This window comes from Saccharopolyspora sp. NPDC045941, from assembly GCF_056431445.1.
The window spans coordinates 133,778-152,901 of sequence record NZ_JBWKKU010000004.1 but is presented as its reverse complement, the minus strand read 5'-3'; the positions used below and the strand labels follow the sequence as shown (position 1 = coordinate 152,901).

Below are 19,124 nucleotides of genomic sequence, written 5' to 3'. Positions count from 1 at the left end.
TCGGGTTACCGCGGGACGGTCGCGCCCGAGAGGCCGACGGCCTCCTCGACCGTGGTCGCGTAGGTGAACCGGTCGGCGACGTCGAGCATCTCCAGCAGGCGGTCCACGACCCTGTTCTGGGAGAGCAGAACCAGGTGCACCCCGCGCATCAGGGCGCGGTGCGCGGCCTCCAGCAGCACGACCGCGCCGTGGGTGGACAGGAAGGACAGCCTGGACAGGTCCAGGACCGCGGTGCCGGTGGTGGCCGAGAGGTGCGCACGCACCGCGTCGGCGAAGTTCGTGGCGCTGTTCATGTCCAGGATTCCGGCCGTTTCGAGGACGACCACGCCGGGCGCGGGGCTCGTGGTGCGCAGTCGCAGCCCTCCTGGCGCGTGGTCGTCGATGCCGCGTTCGGTGCGCGGGGCGGGGATGAAGGACATGTGCGGCCTCCCCAATGCTCGGGATTCGGGCTGTCGGCCACGTCGCGGAGAACCCCGGCGGGCCGCCCTCCACGCTACGGACAAACCCTAGATCACCAGGCAAAATGACCCTTCGAGCGCATCACAGCACGAAGGGTGTTCGCCCCTCGTCCGCGCCCCACGATCGGGCGACGGCGGCCGTCACGGTCAGCTCGCGGGGCTGCTCCGGGTGCGGCGGGTCGGCGTCGCCGTGGCCGGGTCCTCCGGCCACGGGTGCTTCGGGTAGCGCCCGCGCAGTTCCGCACGGACCTGCCGGTAGCCGTTGCGCCAGAACGAATCGAGATCGGCCGTGACCGCCGCCGGGCGCCCGGCCGGCGAGAGCAGGTGCAGCACCACCGGCACCCGGCCGTCGGCGATGCGCGGCACGTCCTGCCAGCCGAAGACCTCCTGCAGCTTCACCGGCAGGGCGGGCCGGTCGCCCTGGTAGTCCACCTTGATCCGGAAGCCGGAGGGGACCTCGATCCGGTCCGGCGCGAGCTCGTCCAGGCGTCCCGCCGCGGACCACGGGATCAGCCGCCGCAGCGCGGCGCCCGCCGGGATCCGCAGGTCGGCCCGCCGCCGCGCGGCCGAGAGTTCCGGCTCCAGCCATTGGTCTACTATGGACAGCAGTGTTCCGTCGTCGGTGGCGGGCCAGGGATCGCCGAGGGCGGCGTGCAGGAACCCGAGCCGCTGCCGCAGCCGTCGCGCGTCGTCGTTCCAGGACAGCAGTTCCAGCCCCTCGGCGCGCAGGCCGGCCAGCAGCGCCTGCCGGACCTCGGCGACGTCCGGGTCGCGGATCTGCCTGCTGCTCAAGGTGATCGCGCCGAGCCGCTCGACGCGGACCGCCCGCACATCGCCGTCCGCCCAGCCGATCTCGTCGCTGGTCGTCACCAGCGCAGGCGCCGCGCTGCGAGCCAGCGCCTCGTCCGCGGGCGCGGCCAGCCGGACGACCCCGGAGGCGCTTCCCGGCGCCCGGTCCGCGACGGCCACCGCGAGCCATTCCGATTCGCGCAACCCCGGGTTGCCAGGCAACTCCACCGCCGTCCCGGACGCCATCAGGTACACCGCGGAGCCGGAACCCCGGCGCCTCGCCAACCTCTCGGGCTGCGCCAGCGCGACGACGAGCGCCGCATCGTCGCGCGCGGAGGTTCCGGGATGCGGCTGCACCGAACCGCGCAGCCTGCGGACCTCGCGCCGCCACCGATCGCTGCCCGGCGCGCCCCGGCGCAGCCGGGAAAGCGCCGTGGTGACGTCGATTTCGCTGGTCAGCGCATCGTTGTCGAGCAGGGCGACGACCTCGGTGGTGATGCCGGTGCCGGCCAGTTCGCGGCCGTCGAGCAGGGCCCGGGCCAGCCTCGGGTGCAGACCGAGCTCCGCCATCCGGCGACCCCGGGCGGTGACCGCGTCGTCGGCCAGCGCGCCGAGCCCGCGCAGCACCTCGCGCCCTGCGGCCAGCGCACCGGCGGGCGGCTCGTCCCACCACGTCAGCGCCGACCCGTCCGGCGTTCCCCAGCACGCCAGCTCCAGGGCGAGCCGGGTCAGATCGGCCGTCCGGATCTCCGGTTCCGGGTACGCGGGCAGCGTGCTGTGCTCGTGCTCCGGCCAGCACCGGTACACCACGCCGGGCCCCTGCCGGCCGGCGCGGCCCGCCCGCTGGTCGGCGACCGCAGCCGACACCCGGACCGTCGCCAGCCCGGCCAGGCCGCGCCGGTTGTCCACCCTCGACACCCGGGACAGCCCAGAATCGACGACGGCGCGCACCCCGGGCACGGTCAGGCTCGACTCGGCGACCGCCGTGGCCAGCACCACGCGGCGCCGCTTCCCCACCCGCAGAGCCGAATCCTGCTGCGCGTGCGGCAGTCGTCCGTGCAGCGGCAGAACGTCCACATCGGACTCGCCCAGCTGGTTCGCGACGCGGCGGATCTCGCCGGCACCGGGCAGGAACGCCAGCACGTCGCCGTCCTGCTCAGCGAGCGCGGTGCGCACCGCCCGCGCCACGCACGCCTCGATCCGCTCCCCGCGCGTCGGCGGCAGGTACGAGGTCCGGACCGGATGGGTCCGCGCGTGCGCCTCCAGCACCGGTGCGCCGCCGAGCAGCTCCGCGGCCCGACCGGCTGCCACCGTGGCCGACGTCGCCAGCACCCGCAGGTCCGGGCGCAGCCCGTCCCGCGCGTCCAGCAGCAGCGCCAGCAGGAGGTCCGCGTCCAGGTGCCGCTCGTGGCATTCGTCGAGCATCACGACGTCGACGCCGCTCAGCTCGGGATCCGATTGCAGCCGCCGCACCAGCAGGCCGGAGGTCACCACCTCGACGACCGTCGCCGCGCCGCGACGGCGCTCGCCCCGCACCGAGTAGCCCACGCGCTGCCCGAGCTCCTCGCCGAGCAGGCTCGCCATGCGCTCCGCCGCGGCCCGGGTCGCCAGTCGCCGGGGCTCCGCCACCACGACGCGAAACCCCTGCTCCGCCAACGCCAACGGCACGAGCGTCGTTTTCCCGGTGCCGGGCGGCGCCACCAGCACCGCCGTGCCGTGCTCCGCGAGAGCACGGGTGACGTCGTCGAGCACGGCACGCACGGGAAGATCGGGGAAGTCGAGCATAACGGCCCCATCTTGCCATCCCGGCCTCGCAGTTCGATTGACGCACAGAAGTTCGGCGGATACGTTGCCGGGAAACCACCGCGCCGAACGGGAATGGCACCTTGGGACGACTCGCGGACGCCGACAGCGCCGCCCGGAAGCAACGGCAGCTCGCCGGCGCGCCGAACGCGGCGGACTTCTCCGAGGCACTGGCCCGGGGCCTGGCCGTGCTCGCGGCCTTCGACGGCGAGAACCGGCGGCTGACGCAGGCCGACCTGGCGCGCAAGCTCGACCTGTCCCGCGCGACCGTGCGGCGCGCCGTGCTGACCCTCGAACACCTCGGCTACGTCCGCGCCGAAGGCCGCGCGTACGAACTCAGCCCGCGAATCCTGCGGCTCGCAGCCGGATATCTGACCTCGAACGTCACCGGCGCGCTCATGCAGCCGGTGTGCGACCGGATCTGCGCGCGGCTGCAGGAGGCGTGCTCCGTCGCCGTGCTCGACGGAGCGGACGCCGTCGTGATCGCCCGCGCGGTGCCGAACCAGCTGATCCAGGTGGGCAGCGGCATCGGTTTCCGGACTCCGGCGAACATCTCCTCCCTCGGCAAGGTCCTCCTCGCGCACCTGCCGGAGCAGGAGCGCCCCGGCGCGCTCGACGCGGCCGGGGCCCGGGCCGGTGCCCTCGACGGGATCGAGCGCGACGGGTACTGCTACGTCGCGAACGACGTGGAGCCGGGCGCCCATTCGATCGCCGTGCCCCTGCGCCGGTGGGACGGGCGGGTGATCGCGGCCCTGCACGTCGGGTGCAACATCGAGCGGATCTCACCCGAGGCCATGCACGGTGACGTCCTGGCACTGCTGCGGGAGGCGGCCGACGAGCTGCACGCCCAGCTCATCTGAGCGCCTGTCCGTCAGCCGAGGCGGTCGGCCATGAGCTCGCCCGCCATGATCGCCGCGAGGTTGGTGTTCGCGCGGGGAACCGTCGGGAAGATCGACGCGTCGACCACGCGGAGCCCCTCCACGCCCAGCACCCTGCAGTCGGGATCGACCACCGTCGCCGGATCCGACGGGCTTCCCATCCGGCACGTGCTGGTCGCGTGCTGCGCGTCGGCCGCCGTCGCGAGCAGGTAGTCGTCCAGCTCCGCGTCGTCGTCGACGGCCGCGAGCAGCGTCTCGTTGAGCCGGTCCGGCGAGAACGCCGTGATCGCCGCGACCTCGTCGCCGCGCACCAGCTCGACCAGGTGGCGGATGCCGCTGCGCAGCCGCGCCAGATCCCGCTCGTCGGAGAGCATTCGTTCGCGCACCTCCGGCTGCGCCGTCGGGTCGGTCGAGGTCAGGCCGACCGATCCGCGCGAGTAGACCTGGTTGTTCCACACGCCGAAGGACCCCGCGCCGAAGCGGACGTCGGCGATCTCCATCGCCAGCACGCTCTGGTTGGCCGCGATGACCATCATGTCGTCGGCCTGGGCCGCCGGGTGGTCGCTGGTGTATCGGATGCAGACGTTCGTGTGCCGGTCGTCGGGCGTGCGCACCGCCGATTCCTCGTTCAGCGGGATGCCGACGAAGACCACCGGGTGGTCCTGCAGGCCCTGGCCGACCGGCAGGTCCCGCAGCACGTCGATGTCCAGCGAGCGCAGGTGGGCGGCCGGGCCGATGCCGGATCGCAGCAGGATCGCCGGCGTGTGGATCGCACCGGCGCTCAGCACGACCTGGCCCGCGTGCTCGCGGCGCATCGTCCCGTCGACGAGGACCTCCACGCCGACCGCTCGCCCGCCGGACACGATGACCCGGTCCACGACGGCGTCGCCGCGGATCACGAGGCCGGGCAGCGCCCTGGCCGGTTCGAGGTAGGCGTCGTTGGTGGACACCCGGCGGCCGAGCCGCGAGTTGATCGGATACGGCGAAATCCCCGTCGCACCAGGGGCGTTCACATCGGCGGCCCACCCGTGCCCCGCCGTCAGCGCGGCCCGGTGCAGCGCCGCGTCCACCGCGCCCCACTCCGCCTCGGGCGTCCGGTAGACCGGGATCGGGCCGCCGCGCCCGTGGTACGGGGCGTCGCCGAACTCCTCGTCGTCCTCCAGCTTCGCGAAGTACGGCAGCACGTCCCGGGGAGCCCAGCCCTCGCACCCCGCGCGGGCCCAGTCCTCGAAGTCCGCCATCGGCGGGCGGATCGCGATCTGCCCGTTGATCGCCGAACTGCCGCCGACCCCGCGGCCGCGCCAGAACGGCTCCGGAGCCTGCTTCTCGGTCCGCGCCGCGGTGAGCCCCTGCCACATGAGGTGCCGCCCGGCGTCGGGATCCAGCAACGCGCGCATCGGGTTCGGCGACCGCCACACCTCCGGCATCTCGGCGGAGCGGTAGTCCGGGCCGGCCTCCAGGAGCAGCACCCGCCTCCCCCGCTCCGCGGCCCGGACCGCCAGGGCGGACCCCGCGGAACCGGCCCCGACCACGATCAGATCCCAGCCGCCCTCAGCCACCGTTCCTCCAAAAGTTCGATTACCGCACTTATGTGCGCTATTTCGGAGACGGTACGACCATCCGGCCGGACGCCGCAACGGATTTCCTCGCCGGTGTCCGCTGGTTACGCCGCCGTGCGTGTTTTCCGTTGCCATGGCAGCACAAAACGCGCACGTGCCACCCACTTGCGGCAACGTTTCCTCCTGAGCCGACCCTGCCCGGCGGTGTGCGCGTCAGGGCTTGCGCAGCACTCCGCCGTGGTCCGCCCCGTTCGCTACACCGTCTCGCGGCTGGCTTGGAGGGAAGCCGGGTCGCGGCGAGCGGCCATGCGGGCCAGCCGGCGGACGCCGAGGAAGACCGCGGCCGCAAACAGCAGGTAAGCGGGCACGAGCAGCAGAGCGTCGGGCGTGGTCATCTCGGCCGACCACCCCGCGTCCCGGCGTTCGCCGTCCAGGACGACGCGCTGCACGGTGAGGAACGTCAGGTGGGTCGCGACGCTCGTCCACAGTGAACCGGTGGCGCCACGCGCGGCGATCAGCGCGATGCCGAAAACGGTGAGCAGGATCAGGTAGGACACCGGGTCCTCGCCCTCGGGCGCCCAGCCAATGGCGCCGGGCGATCCGCCGCCCAGCACCGCGACCCCTGCCGCGACGAAGGAAGCCCCCGCGGGGACGACCAGGAAGATCGCCGTGGTGCCGACGGCCGCCGCCCATCGCCCGAACCGCGATCGCAGGGTGCACCAGGCGTGCCCGCGCAGCGTCAGCTCCTCCGGCAGCGCCTCGAGCAGGAACGCGACGATCGCGTTGGTGACGAGGAAGACCGCCAGGCTCCCCAGATCCAGGGCAGTCCACCGCAGCCAGCCCGCTGCGGACCCGGCGCCGAACACGATGGCAGCGCTGCCCGCGGTCACGACGCACCCGAGCAGGAAGCCCCGCAGCCCGCGCAGGTCCGCCGTCAGCCCCAGCCCTCGCAGCCCGCCACGGCGCCGCCACAGCAGGACGACGACAGGCACCGCGATCAAGCTGGTCAACACCGCAGGCAGAAGCCGCGCAGCGAATCCGTCGTCGCCGGTCGCCGGCGCTACCGCCGTCGCGACACCCAGCGCGAAAGCCATCGCGATCGGGCCGAGCACGGCGCGCCCGAGCACCGCGAGCGCGCCAGGACGGTGCACGATCATGTTCCCTCGCTCCTTTCCGGTTTCCGTTGCGCCTTCGGGAAGAGCAGGTCCAGGTGGGCCTCGACGCGCGGACCGAGGAATCCCGCGCGCTCGGACTCGTCGAGGACCAGCGACTGCACGACGAGCCCGTCGATGACCGCGAGCAGCCCGGCCGCCGCCGCCACCGGGTCGGCGGCCGGGCTGAGCTCACCGCTCTCGCTCGCACGCCGGAGGATCTGCGCGAACGCCTCGCGGAGCCCTTCGTCCACCTCCGCGGCGAAGCTCATGAGCGACGGCCGCGTGGTCGCCTCGGCGGAGAACGCCAGCCACACGCGGGCGTCGCGGCTGAGGCGCTCGTCGACCGGCAGCCAGAGGTCGATCAGCGCGCGCAGCACCGAGCGGGCGGGCCCATCGAAGCCCACCGCCGCCGCGCGCCCCTCCACATCGCGGCAGATGTGGCGGAACGCCTCGACGATGAGCTGCTCCTTGCTCCGGAAGTAGTACTGGACCTGTGCGAGGGACACGCCCGCCGCGGTGGCCACCGCGCGCATGCTGACGGCCGGGATCCCGCCCCCGTCGATCAGGTCGAGCACCGCGCCGATCAGGTGCGCTCGCCGCTCGGCGGCGCGGCCCTCGACCGTCACCCCTGCCGACCGCGCGCCGACCGGCCGATCATCATCGCGAGACCCACCACGATCTCGATGGCTCCCACCACGAGCAGGACGACCCCGACCTTGCTCGGCGAGACCACCGGCAGCTCGATCCCGCCCGTCGTCGCCCACAGCACGGCACCGATCAGCGCCAGGACCACGCCGCTGACGAGGGTCCTGCGCGCGGCACGAGCGCCGCTTTCGATCTTCTCAACATTGCCCATACGATCGTATGGTACAGGCGTACTGTACGACGTATAGGGCACCCCGGGCGGGCCCTTCGGTCGATCGCGGGATGCGGGTCACGACGAGGTGGCCGCCTAGCACGACGCAGGACCCGACGGCAAATCGCGCCCCGAAAATCCAGATCATGAAACGATGTCGGATTCCTCGGCCGGCTGCTGCATCGTGGCGTCCGAAGGGCGCGCACGCATCGGATTCCCGCGCGCCGACACCGCGAAAGGCAAGACATGTCCGAGAACGACAACGCCCCCGAGAACAACGACCTCGGGCTGCCGGAGAAGCCCGGGCAGAAGCGACGGGGCGTCCTGCTGGGCCTGGCCGCGCTGGTGGTGATCGCCGTCGTCGCGGTGGTCGTCGTGGTGCAGGGCGGCTCGACCGACACCGCGGCCGGCCGCACCAAGGTGCGCATCGGCGTGACCGACGCCAGCAAGTCGTACTGGAAGACCTACAAGGACCTCGCCGCCGCCCAGGGCATCGACCTCGAGACGGTCAACTTCAGCGACTACCACCAGGCCAACCCGGCGCTGTCGCAGAAGCAGATCGACGTGAACCTCTTCCAGCACCTGCTCTTCCTCGCCAACTACAACGCGTCCAATTCGGACACCCTCACCCCGATCGGCTCCACCTACGTCGTGCCGCTGAGCCTGTACTCCCGCAAGCACACCAACGTCGCCGACGTCCCGCAGGGCGGCACCGTCGCGATCCCGAACGACCCCACCAACCAGGCGCGGGCGCTGCTGGTCCTCCAGCAGGCCGGGCTGATCAAGCTCAGGGACGGCGGGACCGTGCTCGCCACCCCGGCCGACATCGACGCCGTGGCCTCGAAGGTGACCGTCACCCCGGTCGACGCCGCGCAGACCGTCGCGTCGCTGCCGTCGGTGGACGCGGCGATCATCAACAACAACTTCGCCCTCGACGCCGACCTCGACCCGAGCAAGGCGCTGTTCGGCGACGACCCCGACAGCCCGGCCGCCGCGCCCTACATCAACGCGTTCGTCGTCCGCGCCGAGGATCGGGACAACCCGACCTACCACAAGCTCGTCGAGATCTACCGGGACAAGCGCGTCTCCGGGCAGGCCGAGGCCGACTCGAAGGGCACGTCGGTGCTCGTCGACCGCCCGCAGGCCGAGCTGGAGGGCATCCTGGCCGACCTCACCCAGACCGTGAAGGCCGCCAAGTGAGCACGGGATCCCCGCTCATCGAGTTCCGCGGCGTCGGCAAGACCTTCGGCTCCGGCGACCGCGCGGTCACCGCGCTGGCGGACGTCGACCTGACCATCGACGCCGGCGAGGTGTTCGCGATCATCGGCTACTCCGGGGCGGGCAAGAGCACCCTGGTCCGGCTGATCAACGCGCTGGAACCGGTCAGCGCCGGGCGGGTCGTCGTCGGCGGCACCGACATCACCGGCCTGCCCGAGCGGCGGCTGCGCGAGGTCCGGCTCGGCATCGGCATGATCTTCCAGCAGTTCAACCTGCTCCGCTCGCGCACCGTGTTCGGCAACGTGGCCTACCCGCTGAAGATCGCGGGCTGGGACAAGCGGCGGCGCGAGGAGCGGGTCGCGGAGCTGCTGCGGTTCGTCGGCATCGCCGACAAGGCCTGGCACTACCCCGACCAGCTCTCCGGCGGGCAGAAGCAGCGGGTCGGCATCGCCCGGGCGCTGGCGACCAACCCGGAGATCCTGCTCGCCGACGAGTCCACCAGCGCACTCGACCCGGAGACCACCGGCGAGGTGCTGCGGCTGCTCAAGCGGGTCAACACCGAGCTCGGGGTGACCATCGTGGTGATCACCCACGAGATGGAGGTGGTCCGGGAGATCGCCGACCGGGTGGCGGTGCTCGACGCCGGGCGCGTCGTCGAGCAGGGCAGCGTGGTGGACGTGTTCTCCGCGCCCAAGACCGCGATCACCCGCCGGTTCGTCGAGACCGTGCTGCACGACCAGCCCGATGGCGAGAACCTCGCCAGGCTGCGCGCCCGGCACGACGGCCGGCTGGTGACCGCGAGCATCCGCGACGACCGGCGGATCGGCGCCGTGCTGTCCAACGCGCTGGGCAGGCACGGCGTCCGGTTCGAGATCGTCTACGGCGGGATCAAGGAGCTCGGCGGCGAGTCGCTGGGCAGGCTGACGCTGGAGCTCAACGGCGCGACCGACGGCGTCGACGCGCTGATCGCCGAGCTCCGCGAGATCACCGAGGTGCAGGAGCTGGTGGCGTGAACATCGACTGGGCGACGATCGGGCCGGTGCTGCTCACCTCGATCGGCCAGACCATCTGGATGGTGCTGGCCACGATGCTGATCGGCGGTTTCCTCGGCCTGGTGCTCGGCATCCTGCTCTACACCACGCGGGCGGGCGGGATCCTCGCCAACCGCTTCGTGTTCGTGGTGCTGAACGTGCTGGTGAACATCATCAGGCCGATCCCGTTCATCATCTTCATCACGGCGATCGGCCCGCTGACGATCCAGGTCGTCGGCACCACCCTGGGCACCACCGCGGCCACGTTCGCGCTGACCGTGGCGGCCACGTTCGGCATCTCGCGGATCGTCGAGCAGAACCTGGTGACCATCGACCCCGGGGTCATCGAGGCGGCCCGCGCGATGGGGGCGAGCCCGCTGCGGATCATCGTGGGCCTGCTGGTGCCCGAGGCGCTCGGGCCGCTGATCCTCGGCTACACCTTCGTGTTCGTCGCGGTCGTCGACATGACGGCCGTCGCGGGCGCGGTCGGCGGCGGCGGGCTCGGGGACTTCGCCATCACCTACGGCTACCAGCGCTTCGAGTGGGGCATCACCGCGATCGCGGTGCTGATCATCATCGTGCTGGTGCAGGTTGCCCAGTACCTGGGCAACCTGCTGTCCCGCAAGGCGCTGCGCGGCTGATCAGCCCGGTGAGCGCTCGTTCCGGCGGGCGCTCACCGGCGCGTCGGCGTCCAGGCGCTCCGCGATGAGGTCCAGCAGCGAGTCCACCTCGGCCCGGTCGTAGCCGGTGCCCGGCTCGGGCTGCGCGCGGAACGCGACGGATTGCACGTCGCGCGAGGTCAGCGTGTCGGCGCCGCGCAGGGCGTCGGCGATGCGGTCCAGGAAGTCATCGACCTCGTCCTCGTCGTAGCCGTGCTCGTTGCCGGCGGAACCGTGCAGCACCACGCTGCCGATCGCCTCCGGGGTGAGCTGCGGCGTCCCGGCGACCAGCGCGCGCGGGAAGGCACGGGCGATCGGCATCCGCTGTGCCGGGACGGCCTGCGGCCGCTGCCGCGGGGTCATGTTCTTGATCATCGTGGAGACCATGACGAGGAAGGCGAAGACGCTGGCCTCCTGGTAGCCCGGCCGGCCCGGCCCCGGCGGGTTGAACCGGGCACCCAGCACGTCCTGCGCGGTCAGCGTGTCGGCCCCGCGGAGGGTGGCTTCGACACGGTCCATGAACGCATCGACCTCGGCCTTGTCCAGCACGTTCTGCTGCGCCGCCGAACTGCTGAACACCTCGACGTGCCCCGGCTGTACGGCCTCGCCGCGCCGGGGCGCCGGCTCCACGCCCGGGGTCGCGCGCCGGACCACGGTCTTCTGTTCGCTCACCGCGCCGGCCTGCTTCTCGCGGCGCTCGGACTCCCGCACCTCGCGCTTCATCAGGGTCAGCGCGATCTGGTCCAGGAACTCGGCGACCTGGGCCTTCTTGTAGGACCGTCCGGGCCTGCCCGGGCTGAACCGCGCCGTGAGCACGTCGCGTGCGGTCACCAGCCGCTTCCCGCGCAGCGTCGCCTCGACGCGTTCGAGGAGTTCGTCCACCTCGCGCTCGTCGTAGCCGCGGTTGCGCCGCCAGCTCCTGGCGAAAGCAACGTTGCGCACGTCGTCGGGGGTGAGCATCCTCGAGCCTCCAGGGCATGTGCCGCCAACTTTCGGACGCATGCCCGGCGTTGACCGCCCGAGCCCCCGACCGCCCGTTCTGCGCGAACAGCTTGCCCGGGGCGGCGCGCGAGATCAACCCTTCCGGACACCCTCGAAATGGGGCGTTCGTCGCACGCTGCGCCGAGCACCCGGCCGACTGCGGACAGTGGCCCCGGCGGCTGCACCCGAACGGTCCAACCCACTTGATCGTCCACTGAGGACCAAACGCGTGGTGGCCCGCGCCGCGCCCGCGCGCCAGGATGGGAAGCACCGAACGCGCGAACACCGGAGGACTCCATGACCGACAACCCGGGCGAGCAGCCGAAGATCCTGCGATCGCCCAAGCGGGTGCGCACCTACCTCGGCGGGCGGCTCGTCGCGGACTCCAGGCGCCCGATGCTCGTGTGGGAGCACCCCTACTACCCGACCTACTACCTGCCGGCCGATGACGTCCAGGCGCAGCTGCGCCCGGCCGGCGGCACGCGCCGCGTCGACCGGCTGGGCGACGGAGACGTCCACGACGTGCTGGTCGACGGAGCTTCCGCCGAGGGCGCCGCCGTCCGGTTCCCGGACTCCTCCCCCACCCAGGGCCTGGTGCGGATCGACTGGGACGCGATGGACGAGTGGTTCGAAGAGGACGAGCCCGTCTACGTCCACCCGCGCGACCCGTACAAGCGGGTCGACATCCTGGCCGGCTCGCGGCACGTCGTCGTGCGCGTCGGCGGCGTCGTGGTGGCCGACTCGCGCCGCCCGCAGATCCTCTTCGAGACCGGCCTGCCGCCGCGCTACTACCTCCCGCTGGCCGATGTCCGGATGGACCTGCTGCGGCCGTCGGACCGGCGGACCCAGTGCCCCTACAAGGGGACCGCGTCGTACTGGCACGTGGTGGTCGACGGCACCGAGCACTCCGACATCGTCTGGGCCTACCGCACGCCGCTGCCGGAGAGCCAGAAGATCGCCGGCCTCGCCTGCTTCTACGACGAGCGGGTGGAGGTCACCATCGACGGCGAGGTCCAGGAGAAGCCGCACACGCCGTTCTCCTGACCCACGGCGACCGTCACCATGGACGATCGGGAAAATCGCTTTCGCCCCGGCCGGGCGGAATGCGAAGATCATCCCATGCCCGCATCCCGCCGCGAACTGCTGCGCTGGCAGTTCGACCTGACCTGGTCGCTGTTCGAGTTCCACCTGGAACGGCTGAGCCCCGAGGACTTCCTCTGGGAGCCCGCGAAGCTCTCCTGGACGATGCGCCGGGGCGAGGACGGGACGTGGGTGCCGGACTGGGCCGACGCCGAACCCGATCCCATCCCGGTGCCCACCATCGGCTGGATCACCTGGCACATCGGCTGGTGGTGGAGCGTGACCATCGACCATGCGCAGGGGGTGCCGCCGCGCGACCGGACCGAGGTCGAGTGGCCCGGCGCCGGGCAGCCGGCCATCGACTGGCTGCGCGGGCTGCGCGCGGACAGGCTCGCCGTGCTGGACGAGTTCACCGACGCCGATCTGGATGCCATCGCGTCGTTCCCCTGGCAGAACGATCCGGAGATGACCGTGGCGCACACGGTCGGCTGGGTCAACGCGGAACTGATGAAGAACGCCGCCGAGATCGGCCAGCTCCGCCTGGTGCGCGCCGCGTCGTGACCGGGGACGTCAGGCGAGCCGGGGCAGGACCTCGGCCGCCAGGCGCTCGGTCTGCTCGGCGTGGTCGAACATCGGGCTGAGCAGGATGCGCTGCGCACCGGCGGCCGCGACCGCGCGTAGCTCCCGCTCGCAATCCTCCGGGGCGCCAACCACTGCGGCGGCCTCGATGGTTTCGGAGCGGCGGCCGTAGAGGCGCTCCAGCTCGGTGTTCATCCGCTCCCGACCGCGCTCCGGCGAGTCGTCGACCGCGATGTAGACGCGCTTGGCGATCGGGAAGTCGGCAGGGTCCCGCTCCTGCTCGGCGAGCGCGGCCGCCACGGTCCGGACCTGGTCGGCGAACCGCTCGGTGGGCGACGACCCGGCGCCGAAGAAGCCGTTGCCGTGGCGGACCGCGCGCCGCAGCGCCGCCGGGCTGTTGCCGCCGAACCAGATCGGCGGATGCGGCTTCTGGAACGGCTTGGGCTCCATCGCGGCGTCTTCGAGCTGCCAGAACCGGCCGTCGAAGGTCACCCGCGGCCGCGTCCACAGCTGCTGCATCAGCTCCAGACCCTCGGTGAACCGGCCGACGAAACGCTCCGGCTCGACGCCGAACGCGGCGAACATCCGGCCGCGGCCGCCCGTCCCGACGCCGACCTCCAGCCGCCCCCGGGACATCTGGTCCAGCGTGCTCAGGCTCTTCGCGAGGTGCACCGGGTTGTGCAGGGTGGTCACCAGCACGGCGCAGCCCAGCCGCAGCCGGTCGGTGCAGGCCGCCGCGAAGGTCATCGTCTCGATCGGGCTCAGCTGCGGCTTGGTGCCCAGCACCTGCTCCTGGGTCCACGCGCTTTCGAAGCCGAGTTCCTCGACCCGCCTCAGGTAACCGGCGAAGCCGGCGGCGTCGAACTCGCCGTCTGCGAAGAACTGCGGGATCGAGATCGCGAACCTCATGCGGTGATCGTAGCCCCCGTTCAGCGGGGCGCGATGCCGTTGAGGAGCTCGCCGAGGAGGACGTCGAGCGCGGCGTCCGAGCCCTCTTCCGGGACCATGCCGCTGGCCGCCAGGCTGGCGAAGCCGTGCAGCCCGGCGAACACCGACAGGCCGATGCCCTCGGTCCCGCCGGCGTGCACGTCGCCGCTGCGCTGGCCGTCCACGATGACCGCGAGCATCGACGTGCCCAGCCGGTGACCCGCCGCGACCAGCTCATCGGAGGCGTCCGGCGCGTGCTTCCGGACGAACATCAGCTCGAGCAGTTCCGCGTCGTGCACGGCGAAGCGGACGTAGGCCCGGGCCAGCGCGGTCAGCCTGCGGCGGAACGGTCCCTCGGTGGCCGCGGCCGCGTCGAGTTCGGCGGTCAGGCGCTCGAACCCGCGCAGGGCGAGCGCGTTCAGCAGCGCCCGCTTGTCCTTGAAGTGCCGTCGCGGCGCGGCGTGGCTGACGCCGATGTCCCGCGCGAGTTCCCGCAGGGACAGGGCGTCGACCCCGCGCGTGCGCAGCGCGGTGGTGGCGGAGTCCAGCAACGCGGCGCGAAGGTCCCCGTGGTGATAACGACCTCCAGCCATGACCGGCAGCCTACCGTGGATGTTGACACCGGCAGCATTGTTGTCATTGTCAACTTTGTTGTCGATGACTACATTGGCGGCCATGCCTGCTTGGAACATCGATCGGATCCCCGACCTGACCGGCCGCACCGCGATCATCACCGGCGCCAACAGCGGCCTGGGCATCCACACGGCCCGCGCGCTGACCAGGGCCGGCGCGCACGTGGTGCTCGCCGTCCGGGACGTCACCAAGGGCGCGGCGGCGGCGGCCGCGCTCCCCGGCAGCCACGAGGTCCGCCGCCTCGACCTCGCCGACCTCGCCTCGGTGCGGGAGTTCGCCGACTCCTGGGACGGCGACGTCGACGTGCTGATCAACAACGCCGGGGTGATGATCCCGCCGGAGGGACGCACCAAGGACGGCTTCGAGACGCAGTTCGGCACCAACCACCTCGGCCACTTCGCGCTCACGAACCTGCTGCTCCCGCGCGTCACCGACCGCGTGGTGACCGTGGCCTCCACGGCGCACCGGTACGTCCGGGGCATCAACTTCGACAACCCGAACTTCACCGGCGCCTACGACTCGCGGCGCGCCTACGGCCAGTCGAAGCTGGCGAACCTGCTGTTCGTGCTGGAGCTGCAGCGGCGGCTCACCGAGGCCGGTTCGTCCGTGCGGGCACTCGCCGCGCACCCCGGCTACGCGGCCACGAACCTGCAGAGCCATTCCCCGAGCCCGGTGCTGCGCCTGCTCATGCGCGCCGGCAACCGGGTCGTCGCGCAGGACGCGAAGGCGGGCGCGCTGCCGACGCTCTACGCCGCGACGCAGGACCTGCCTGGCACGAGCTACCTCGGCCCGGACGGCCTGTTCGAGGTGCGCGGCGGTCCGACGCTGGTGAGCCGGTCGGCCGCGGCCAGCGATTCGGCGGCGGCGAAGAAGCTGTGGACGCTGTCCGAGGAGCTGACCGGAACCGGCTTCCCCCTCGCCAAGACGAGCTGAAAGCGGCTGGGCCACTGTGGACGAGTCCACAGTGGCCCAGCTGGTCAACTGCCGTCAGCCGAAGTTCGCGGACTCATCGGCCAGCCGGACCAGCAGCGGCGCCGGCTCCCAGCCGTCGTCGTGGAACTTCCGCAGTGCGGCCAGCACGTTCGCCGTGCCCACGGTGTTCGCGTAGTGCATCGGGCCGCCGCGGTGCCGGGGGAATCCGTAGCCCGCCAGGTACACCACGTCGATGTCCGAGGCGCGCAGCGCGATTCCCTCGTCGAGGATCCGCGCGCCCTCGTCCACCAGCGCGAAGACCAGGCGCTGCACGATCTCCTCCGCCTCGAAGCTGCGGCGCTGGGTGCCGTGCTTCTCGTGGTAGGACGTCAGCAGCTCATCGACGACCGGGCTCGGGATCGCCTCCCTGCTCCCGGACTTGTAGTCGTACCAACCCGCCCCGGTCTTCTGGCCGAACCGTCCCAGCTCGCACAGCGCGTCGGAGATCTCGTCGCGCGGCGAGTCGGGGTGCTCCGCGTAGCGGCGCTTGCGGATCGCCCAGCTGATGTCGTTGCCCGCCAGGTCGCCCATCCGGAACGGGCCCATCGCGAAGCCGAAGCCCTCGATCGCCGAGTCGACCTCGGCCGGCGACGCCCCGGCGCGCAGCAGCGCCATCGCGGCGTCCCGGTACTCGGCCAGCATCCGGTTGCCGATGAAGCCGTCGCACACCCCGGACACCACGGCGGTCTTGCCGACCCGCTGCCCCACCGACATCGCCGTGACCAGCACGTCGTCGGCGGTCTCGGCGCCGCGCACGACCTCCAGCAGCTTCATGACGTTGGCGGGGCTGAAGAAGTGCATGCCCACCACGTCGCCGGGCCGCCCGGTGACCGCGGCGATCGCGTCGACGTCGAGGGTCGAGGTGTTCGACGCCAGGATCGCGCCGGGCTTGGCCGCCGCGTCCAGCTTGGTGAACACCTCGCGCTTGACGCCCATGTCCTCGAAGACCGCTTCGATGACCAGGTCGCTGTCGGACACGTCGGCGTAGTCGAGGCTCGGCGTCAGCAACGCCATCCGCCGTTCGAGCACCTCCGCCGTGAGCTTCCGCTTGTCGACCTGGGCCTGGTAGTTCCGGCGGATGATGCCCAGCCCGCGGTCGAGCGCCTCCTGGCCGGTTTCCACGATGACGACCGGGATGCCCGCGTTGAGGAAGTTCATCGCGATCCCGCCGCCCATGGTGCCGGCGCCGATGACGGACACCTTCTCGACCGAGCGCGACTGCGTCTCGCGCGGCACATCGGGGATCTTGCGGGCGGCCCGCTCGGCGAAGAACGCGTGCCGCAGCGCGGCGGACTGCGTGCCGCCCATCAGCTCCAGGAACGTCCGGCGCTCTTCGGCCAGCGCCTCGTCGAACGGCGCGGTCCCCGACAGCTCCACCAGCTTGAGGGCGGCCAGCGGCGCCTCGAACCCACGACTGCGGCGGCGCAGCGGCTCGCGCATCGCGCTGACCTCGTCCACGCCGCCGACGGCGAGGTCGCGGACCCTCGGCAGCGGCCGCACAGCGGCGATCTCGCGGGCGAACGCCGTCGCGGCCGTCACCACGTCGCCGTCCACGACCAGGTCGAGCAACCGCTGGCCTTCGACGCCCGCGAGCGCCTTGGCCGTACGCGGCTTGCCGCCGGTGATCATCTCGGCAGCCACTGCCGGTCCCACCGCGCGCGGCAGCCGCTGGGTGCCGCCGGCACCGGGGACGAGCCCGAGCGTCACCTCCGGGAGCCCGAGCTTGCTGGCGGCCGTGGCGACCCGGTAGTGCGCGCCCAGCGCGAGTTCCAGCCCGCCGCCGAAGCAGGTGCCGTCGATGGCCGCCACGACCGGCTTGCCTGCGGCGTCCAGCGCGGCGATGACGTCCACGAGCGTCGGCTCCGCCGCGGACTTGGGCGTCCCGAACTCGGTGATGTCGGCGCCCGCCGAGAAGAAGCCCGGACGGCCGGTCAGCACGACGGCTTCGACGTCGGCGGATTCCAGGGCCCGGCCCAGATCCCGCACGATCCCCTCGCGCAGGGCGTGCCCGAGCCCGTTGACCGGTGGGTTCTCGATTCGGATGATCGCGACGGGACCGTCGAGGGCGTACTCGGTGGACATGCAGCAGACCCGCTTTCTGGTAGTGCGTCGTTCTCTTCGGCTCAACGGCCCTGGAATTCGGCCGCGCGCCGCTCCACGAAGGACTGGATGCCCTCCCGGAAGTCCTCGGTTGCGAACACCTTCTCACGAATTCGCGGGATTTCGGCGATCGCTGCCCGCTCCGCCGCATCGACGAAGGTCAGCGCCGCCTCCTTGGTCGCCCGGATGCCCAGCGGCGCGTTCCGGCAGATCAGCTTCGCCAGCTCGATCGCGCGGTCGACGTGCTCGCCGAACGGCACGACCTCCTGCACGAACCCGATCTGCAGGGCGCGCTGCGCGTCGAACTCCTCGCACAGGAACAGGTGGTACATCGCGTTGCCCCAGCCGGTCCTGGTCAGGTACCGGAAGTGCGCGCCGCCCAGCGGCGCGATGCCCCGCTTGGCCTCGATCTGCCCGAACCGGGCGGTGTCCGCGGCGACCACGATGTCCGCGGCCAGCATCAGCTCGATCCCGACGGTGTAGGTGATGCCCTGCACCGCCGCGACGACCGGTTTCCGGCACCGGCGGCCGAGCCCGAACGGGTCGACCTGGTCCTCCCGGCGCGGCTTCGCCGTGGCGTTCGGCCCGAAGAACTTCGGCATGTCCAGCCCGGCCGTGGTGTGCTCGCCCGCCGAGCAGAACACCGCCGCCCAGAGCTCGTCATCATCGTCGAACGCCGTGAGGTGCGCGCTCAGCTGCTCCATCATCGCCGGCGTGTAGGAGTTCTTCTTCGCCTCGTTGGCCACGGTGATGATCGCGACCCGACCATCGATCCGCATCGTGACCTCGCCGGGCTCGGCTTCCGCGCTCATCCGGTCCTCCGCTCGGAGTCAGTCCTCTAGAACAACTGACCGGGAACGTAGCAACGTCCGTCCAGTAGGACAACCCACTACGATCGGCGACATGAAGCGGACTTCGCTGGCGAACTGGCCCTGCTCCATCGCCCGGACCATGGACCTGATCGGCGACTGGTGGACCCCGCTCGTGCTGCGCGAGGCGTTCGCCGGGATCCGGCGGTTCGACGACTTCCAGGAATCCCTGGGCCTGGCCCGCAACACCCTCAACGCCCGGCTGCAGCGGCTGGTCGAGGAGGGCCTGCTCGACCGCGTGCGCTACCAGCAGCGACCCGACCGGTACGAATACGTCCTCACCGAGAAGGGCGAGGACTTCTACCCGGTGCTCGCGGCCATCATGGCCTGGGGCGACCGCTGGCTGGCGGGCGAGTCCGGGCCGCCGGTGATCACCCGCCACACCTGCGGGCAGGCCACCCACGGCGTCGTCGTCTGCGAGCACTGCGCGCAACCGCTCACGGCCGGTTCCGTCACCAAGGAGCTCGGCCCCGGGTTCCCCGCCCGCCTCGCCGACCGCGAGGACGTCCGGGCGCGCTTCGGCGCGCGACCGGAGTGACTCCTCGCCAAACCGATTCAGCGCGGTTCAGCGAAGTCCG

19 protein-coding genes are annotated in these 19,124 nt (G+C 71.9%); 8 read left to right on the top strand and 11 right to left on the bottom strand.

Annotated features, from left to right (window positions below; translation table 11 throughout):
* Positions 1-5 precede the first annotated feature (5 nt).
* Complete coding sequence (locus tag AC07FN_RS04790) at positions 6-419, bottom strand: STAS domain-containing protein (protein WP_478394403.1); 414 nt, start codon at positions 417-419, stop codon at positions 6-8.
* Between the two features lie 186 nt (positions 420-605).
* Positions 606-3,032 (bottom strand): ATP-dependent helicase HrpB, encoded by a 2,427-nt coding sequence (hrpB, locus tag AC07FN_RS04785; protein ID WP_478394402.1) that lies wholly within the window; start codon positions 3,030-3,032, stop codon positions 606-608.
* Between the two features lie 101 nt (positions 3,033-3,133).
* Here hrpB and AC07FN_RS04780 point away from each other — a divergent pair, with 101 nt between their 5' ends.
* Entirely contained in the window at positions 3,134-3,910 is a 777-nt protein-coding gene (locus AC07FN_RS04780) for an IclR family transcriptional regulator domain-containing protein (RefSeq protein ID WP_478394401.1), read from the top strand.
* An 11-nt stretch (positions 3,911-3,921) separates the two neighbouring features.
* On the opposite strand, the gene AC07FN_RS04775 is transcribed toward AC07FN_RS04780, so the two are convergent.
* The 4 genes from AC07FN_RS04775 to AC07FN_RS04760 form a co-directional block, all read right to left on the bottom strand.
* Positions 3,922-5,487, bottom strand: coding sequence for a GMC family oxidoreductase (locus AC07FN_RS04775; protein WP_478394400.1), 1,566 nt, complete (start codon positions 5,485-5,487; stop codon positions 3,922-3,924).
* 254 nt (positions 5,488-5,741) lie between these two features.
* Positions 5,742-6,644 carry a CPBP family glutamic-type intramembrane protease gene (locus tag AC07FN_RS04770; RefSeq protein ID WP_478394399.1) on the bottom strand — a complete coding sequence of 301 codons (903 nt, stop codon included), beginning with the start codon at positions 6,642-6,644 and terminating at the stop codon, positions 5,742-5,744.
* Positions 6,641-7,267 carry a TetR/AcrR family transcriptional regulator gene (locus tag AC07FN_RS04765; RefSeq protein ID WP_478394398.1) on the bottom strand — a complete coding sequence of 209 codons (627 nt, stop codon included), beginning with the start codon at positions 7,265-7,267 and terminating at the stop codon, positions 6,641-6,643. The genes AC07FN_RS04770 and AC07FN_RS04765 overlap by 4 nt, the downstream gene beginning before the upstream one ends.
* Positions 7,264-7,497, bottom strand: coding sequence for a DUF5708 family protein (locus AC07FN_RS04760; RefSeq protein WP_478394397.1), 234 nt, complete (start codon positions 7,495-7,497; stop codon positions 7,264-7,266). The genes AC07FN_RS04765 and AC07FN_RS04760 overlap by 4 nt, the downstream gene beginning before the upstream one ends.
* Positions 7,498-7,743: 246 nt before the next feature.
* On the opposite strand from AC07FN_RS04760, the gene AC07FN_RS04755 reads away from it, so the two are divergent.
* From AC07FN_RS04755 to AC07FN_RS04745, 3 genes are read left to right on the top strand one after another with little or no spacing between them, the layout of a single operon-like run.
* Entirely contained in the window at positions 7,744-8,697 is a 954-nt protein-coding gene (locus AC07FN_RS04755; RefSeq protein ID WP_478394396.1) for a MetQ/NlpA family ABC transporter substrate-binding protein, read from the top strand.
* Positions 8,694-9,728 (top strand): methionine ABC transporter ATP-binding protein, encoded by a 1,035-nt coding sequence (locus AC07FN_RS04750; RefSeq protein WP_478394395.1) that lies wholly within the window; start codon positions 8,694-8,696, stop codon positions 9,726-9,728. The genes AC07FN_RS04755 and AC07FN_RS04750 overlap by 4 nt, the downstream gene beginning before the upstream one ends.
* Positions 9,725-10,387 carry a methionine ABC transporter permease gene (locus AC07FN_RS04745; protein WP_478394394.1) on the top strand — a complete coding sequence of 221 codons (663 nt, stop codon included), beginning with the start codon at positions 9,725-9,727 and terminating at the stop codon, positions 10,385-10,387. The genes AC07FN_RS04750 and AC07FN_RS04745 overlap by 4 nt, the downstream gene beginning before the upstream one ends.
* On the opposite strand, the gene AC07FN_RS04740 is transcribed toward AC07FN_RS04745, so the two are convergent.
* Positions 10,388-11,365 carry a DivIVA domain-containing protein gene (locus AC07FN_RS04740; RefSeq protein WP_478394393.1) on the bottom strand — a complete coding sequence of 326 codons (978 nt, stop codon included), beginning with the start codon at positions 11,363-11,365 and terminating at the stop codon, positions 10,388-10,390.
* Positions 11,366-11,683: 318 nt separating this feature from the next.
* Between AC07FN_RS04740 and AC07FN_RS04735 the strand changes: the two genes are divergently transcribed.
* Both AC07FN_RS04735 and AC07FN_RS04730 read left to right on the top strand, forming a co-directional pair.
* On the top strand, positions 11,684-12,430 hold the full coding sequence (locus tag AC07FN_RS04735) for a DUF427 domain-containing protein (protein WP_478394392.1): 747 nt from the start codon (positions 11,684-11,686) through the stop codon (positions 12,428-12,430).
* Positions 12,431-12,505: 75 nt separating this feature from the next.
* The gene (locus AC07FN_RS04730; protein WP_478394391.1) at positions 12,506-13,027 is read left to right on the top strand and encodes a DinB family protein; all 522 of its coding nucleotides are present in this window, start codon (positions 12,506-12,508) and stop codon (positions 13,025-13,027) included.
* A 9-nt stretch (positions 13,028-13,036) separates the two neighbouring features.
* Here AC07FN_RS04730 and AC07FN_RS04725 read toward each other — a convergent pair whose 3' ends face one another.
* On the bottom strand, positions 13,037-13,954 hold the full coding sequence (locus AC07FN_RS04725) for an LLM class flavin-dependent oxidoreductase (protein ID WP_478394390.1): 918 nt from the start codon (positions 13,952-13,954) through the stop codon (positions 13,037-13,039).
* A 20-nt stretch (positions 13,955-13,974) separates the two neighbouring features.
* A complete protein-coding gene (locus AC07FN_RS04720) occupies positions 13,975-14,565 on the bottom strand; it encodes a TetR/AcrR family transcriptional regulator (RefSeq protein ID WP_478394389.1) in 591 nt (196 codons plus the stop codon).
* Between the two features lie 82 nt (positions 14,566-14,647).
* Between AC07FN_RS04720 and AC07FN_RS04715 the strand changes: the two genes are divergently transcribed.
* Entirely contained in the window at positions 14,648-15,538 is an 891-nt protein-coding gene (locus tag AC07FN_RS04715) for an oxidoreductase (protein ID WP_478394388.1), read from the top strand.
* A 54-nt stretch (positions 15,539-15,592) separates the two neighbouring features.
* Here the strand turns inward: AC07FN_RS04715 and AC07FN_RS04710 are convergent, their stop codons facing one another.
* On the bottom strand, positions 15,593-17,659 hold the full coding sequence (locus tag AC07FN_RS04710) for a 3-hydroxyacyl-CoA dehydrogenase NAD-binding domain-containing protein (RefSeq protein ID WP_478394387.1): 2,067 nt from the start codon (positions 17,657-17,659) through the stop codon (positions 15,593-15,595).
* 41 nt (positions 17,660-17,700) lie between these two features.
* Positions 17,701-18,489: a crotonase/enoyl-CoA hydratase family protein gene (locus AC07FN_RS04705; protein WP_452615656.1), complete on the bottom strand. Its 789-nt coding sequence runs from the start codon at positions 18,487-18,489 to the stop codon at positions 17,701-17,703.
* Positions 18,490-18,580: 91 nt separating this feature from the next.
* On the opposite strand from AC07FN_RS04705, the gene AC07FN_RS04700 reads away from it, so the two are divergent.
* Positions 18,581-19,084: a winged helix-turn-helix transcriptional regulator gene (locus tag AC07FN_RS04700; RefSeq protein WP_478394386.1), complete on the top strand. Its 504-nt coding sequence runs from the start codon at positions 18,581-18,583 to the stop codon at positions 19,082-19,084.
* Positions 19,085-19,124: the final 40 nt, after the last annotated feature.

Bases quoted from the DNA above. Each gene is read 5' to 3' on its own strand.
- AC07FN_RS04790 (WP_478394403.1), bottom strand. From the start codon at position 419: ATGTCCTTCATCCCCGCCCCGCGCACCGAACGCGGCATCGACGACCAC.
- hrpB (WP_478394402.1), bottom strand. From the start codon at position 3,032: ATGCTCGACTTCCCCGATCTTCCCGTGCGTGCCGTGCTCGACGACGTC.
- AC07FN_RS04770 (WP_478394399.1), bottom strand. From the start codon at position 6,644: ATGATCGTGCACCGTCCTGGCGCGCTCGCGGTGCTCGGGCGCGCCGTG.
- AC07FN_RS04760 (WP_478394397.1), bottom strand. From the start codon at position 7,497: ATGGGCAATGTTGAGAAGATCGAAAGCGGCGCTCGTGCCGCGCGCAGG.
- AC07FN_RS04755 (WP_478394396.1), top strand. From the start codon at position 7,744: ATGTCCGAGAACGACAACGCCCCCGAGAACAACGACCTCGGGCTGCCG.
- AC07FN_RS04740 (WP_478394393.1), bottom strand. From the start codon at position 11,365: ATGCTCACCCCCGACGACGTGCGCAACGTTGCTTTCGCCAGGAGCTGG.
- AC07FN_RS04735 (WP_478394392.1), top strand. From the start codon at position 11,684: ATGACCGACAACCCGGGCGAGCAGCCGAAGATCCTGCGATCGCCCAAG.
- AC07FN_RS04730 (WP_478394391.1), top strand. From the start codon at position 12,506: ATGCCCGCATCCCGCCGCGAACTGCTGCGCTGGCAGTTCGACCTGACC.
- AC07FN_RS04725 (WP_478394390.1), bottom strand. From the start codon at position 13,954: ATGAGGTTCGCGATCTCGATCCCGCAGTTCTTCGCAGACGGCGAGTTC.
- AC07FN_RS04720 (WP_478394389.1), bottom strand. From the start codon at position 14,565: ATGGCTGGAGGTCGTTATCACCACGGGGACCTTCGCGCCGCGTTGCTG.
- AC07FN_RS04715 (WP_478394388.1), top strand. From the start codon at position 14,648: ATGCCTGCTTGGAACATCGATCGGATCCCCGACCTGACCGGCCGCACC.
- AC07FN_RS04710 (WP_478394387.1), bottom strand. From the start codon at position 17,659: ATGTCCACCGAGTACGCCCTCGACGGTCCCGTCGCGATCATCCGAATC.
- AC07FN_RS04705 (WP_452615656.1), bottom strand. From the start codon at position 18,489: ATGAGCGCGGAAGCCGAGCCCGGCGAGGTCACGATGCGGATCGATGGT.
- AC07FN_RS04700 (WP_478394386.1), top strand. From the start codon at position 18,581: ATGAAGCGGACTTCGCTGGCGAACTGGCCCTGCTCCATCGCCCGGACC.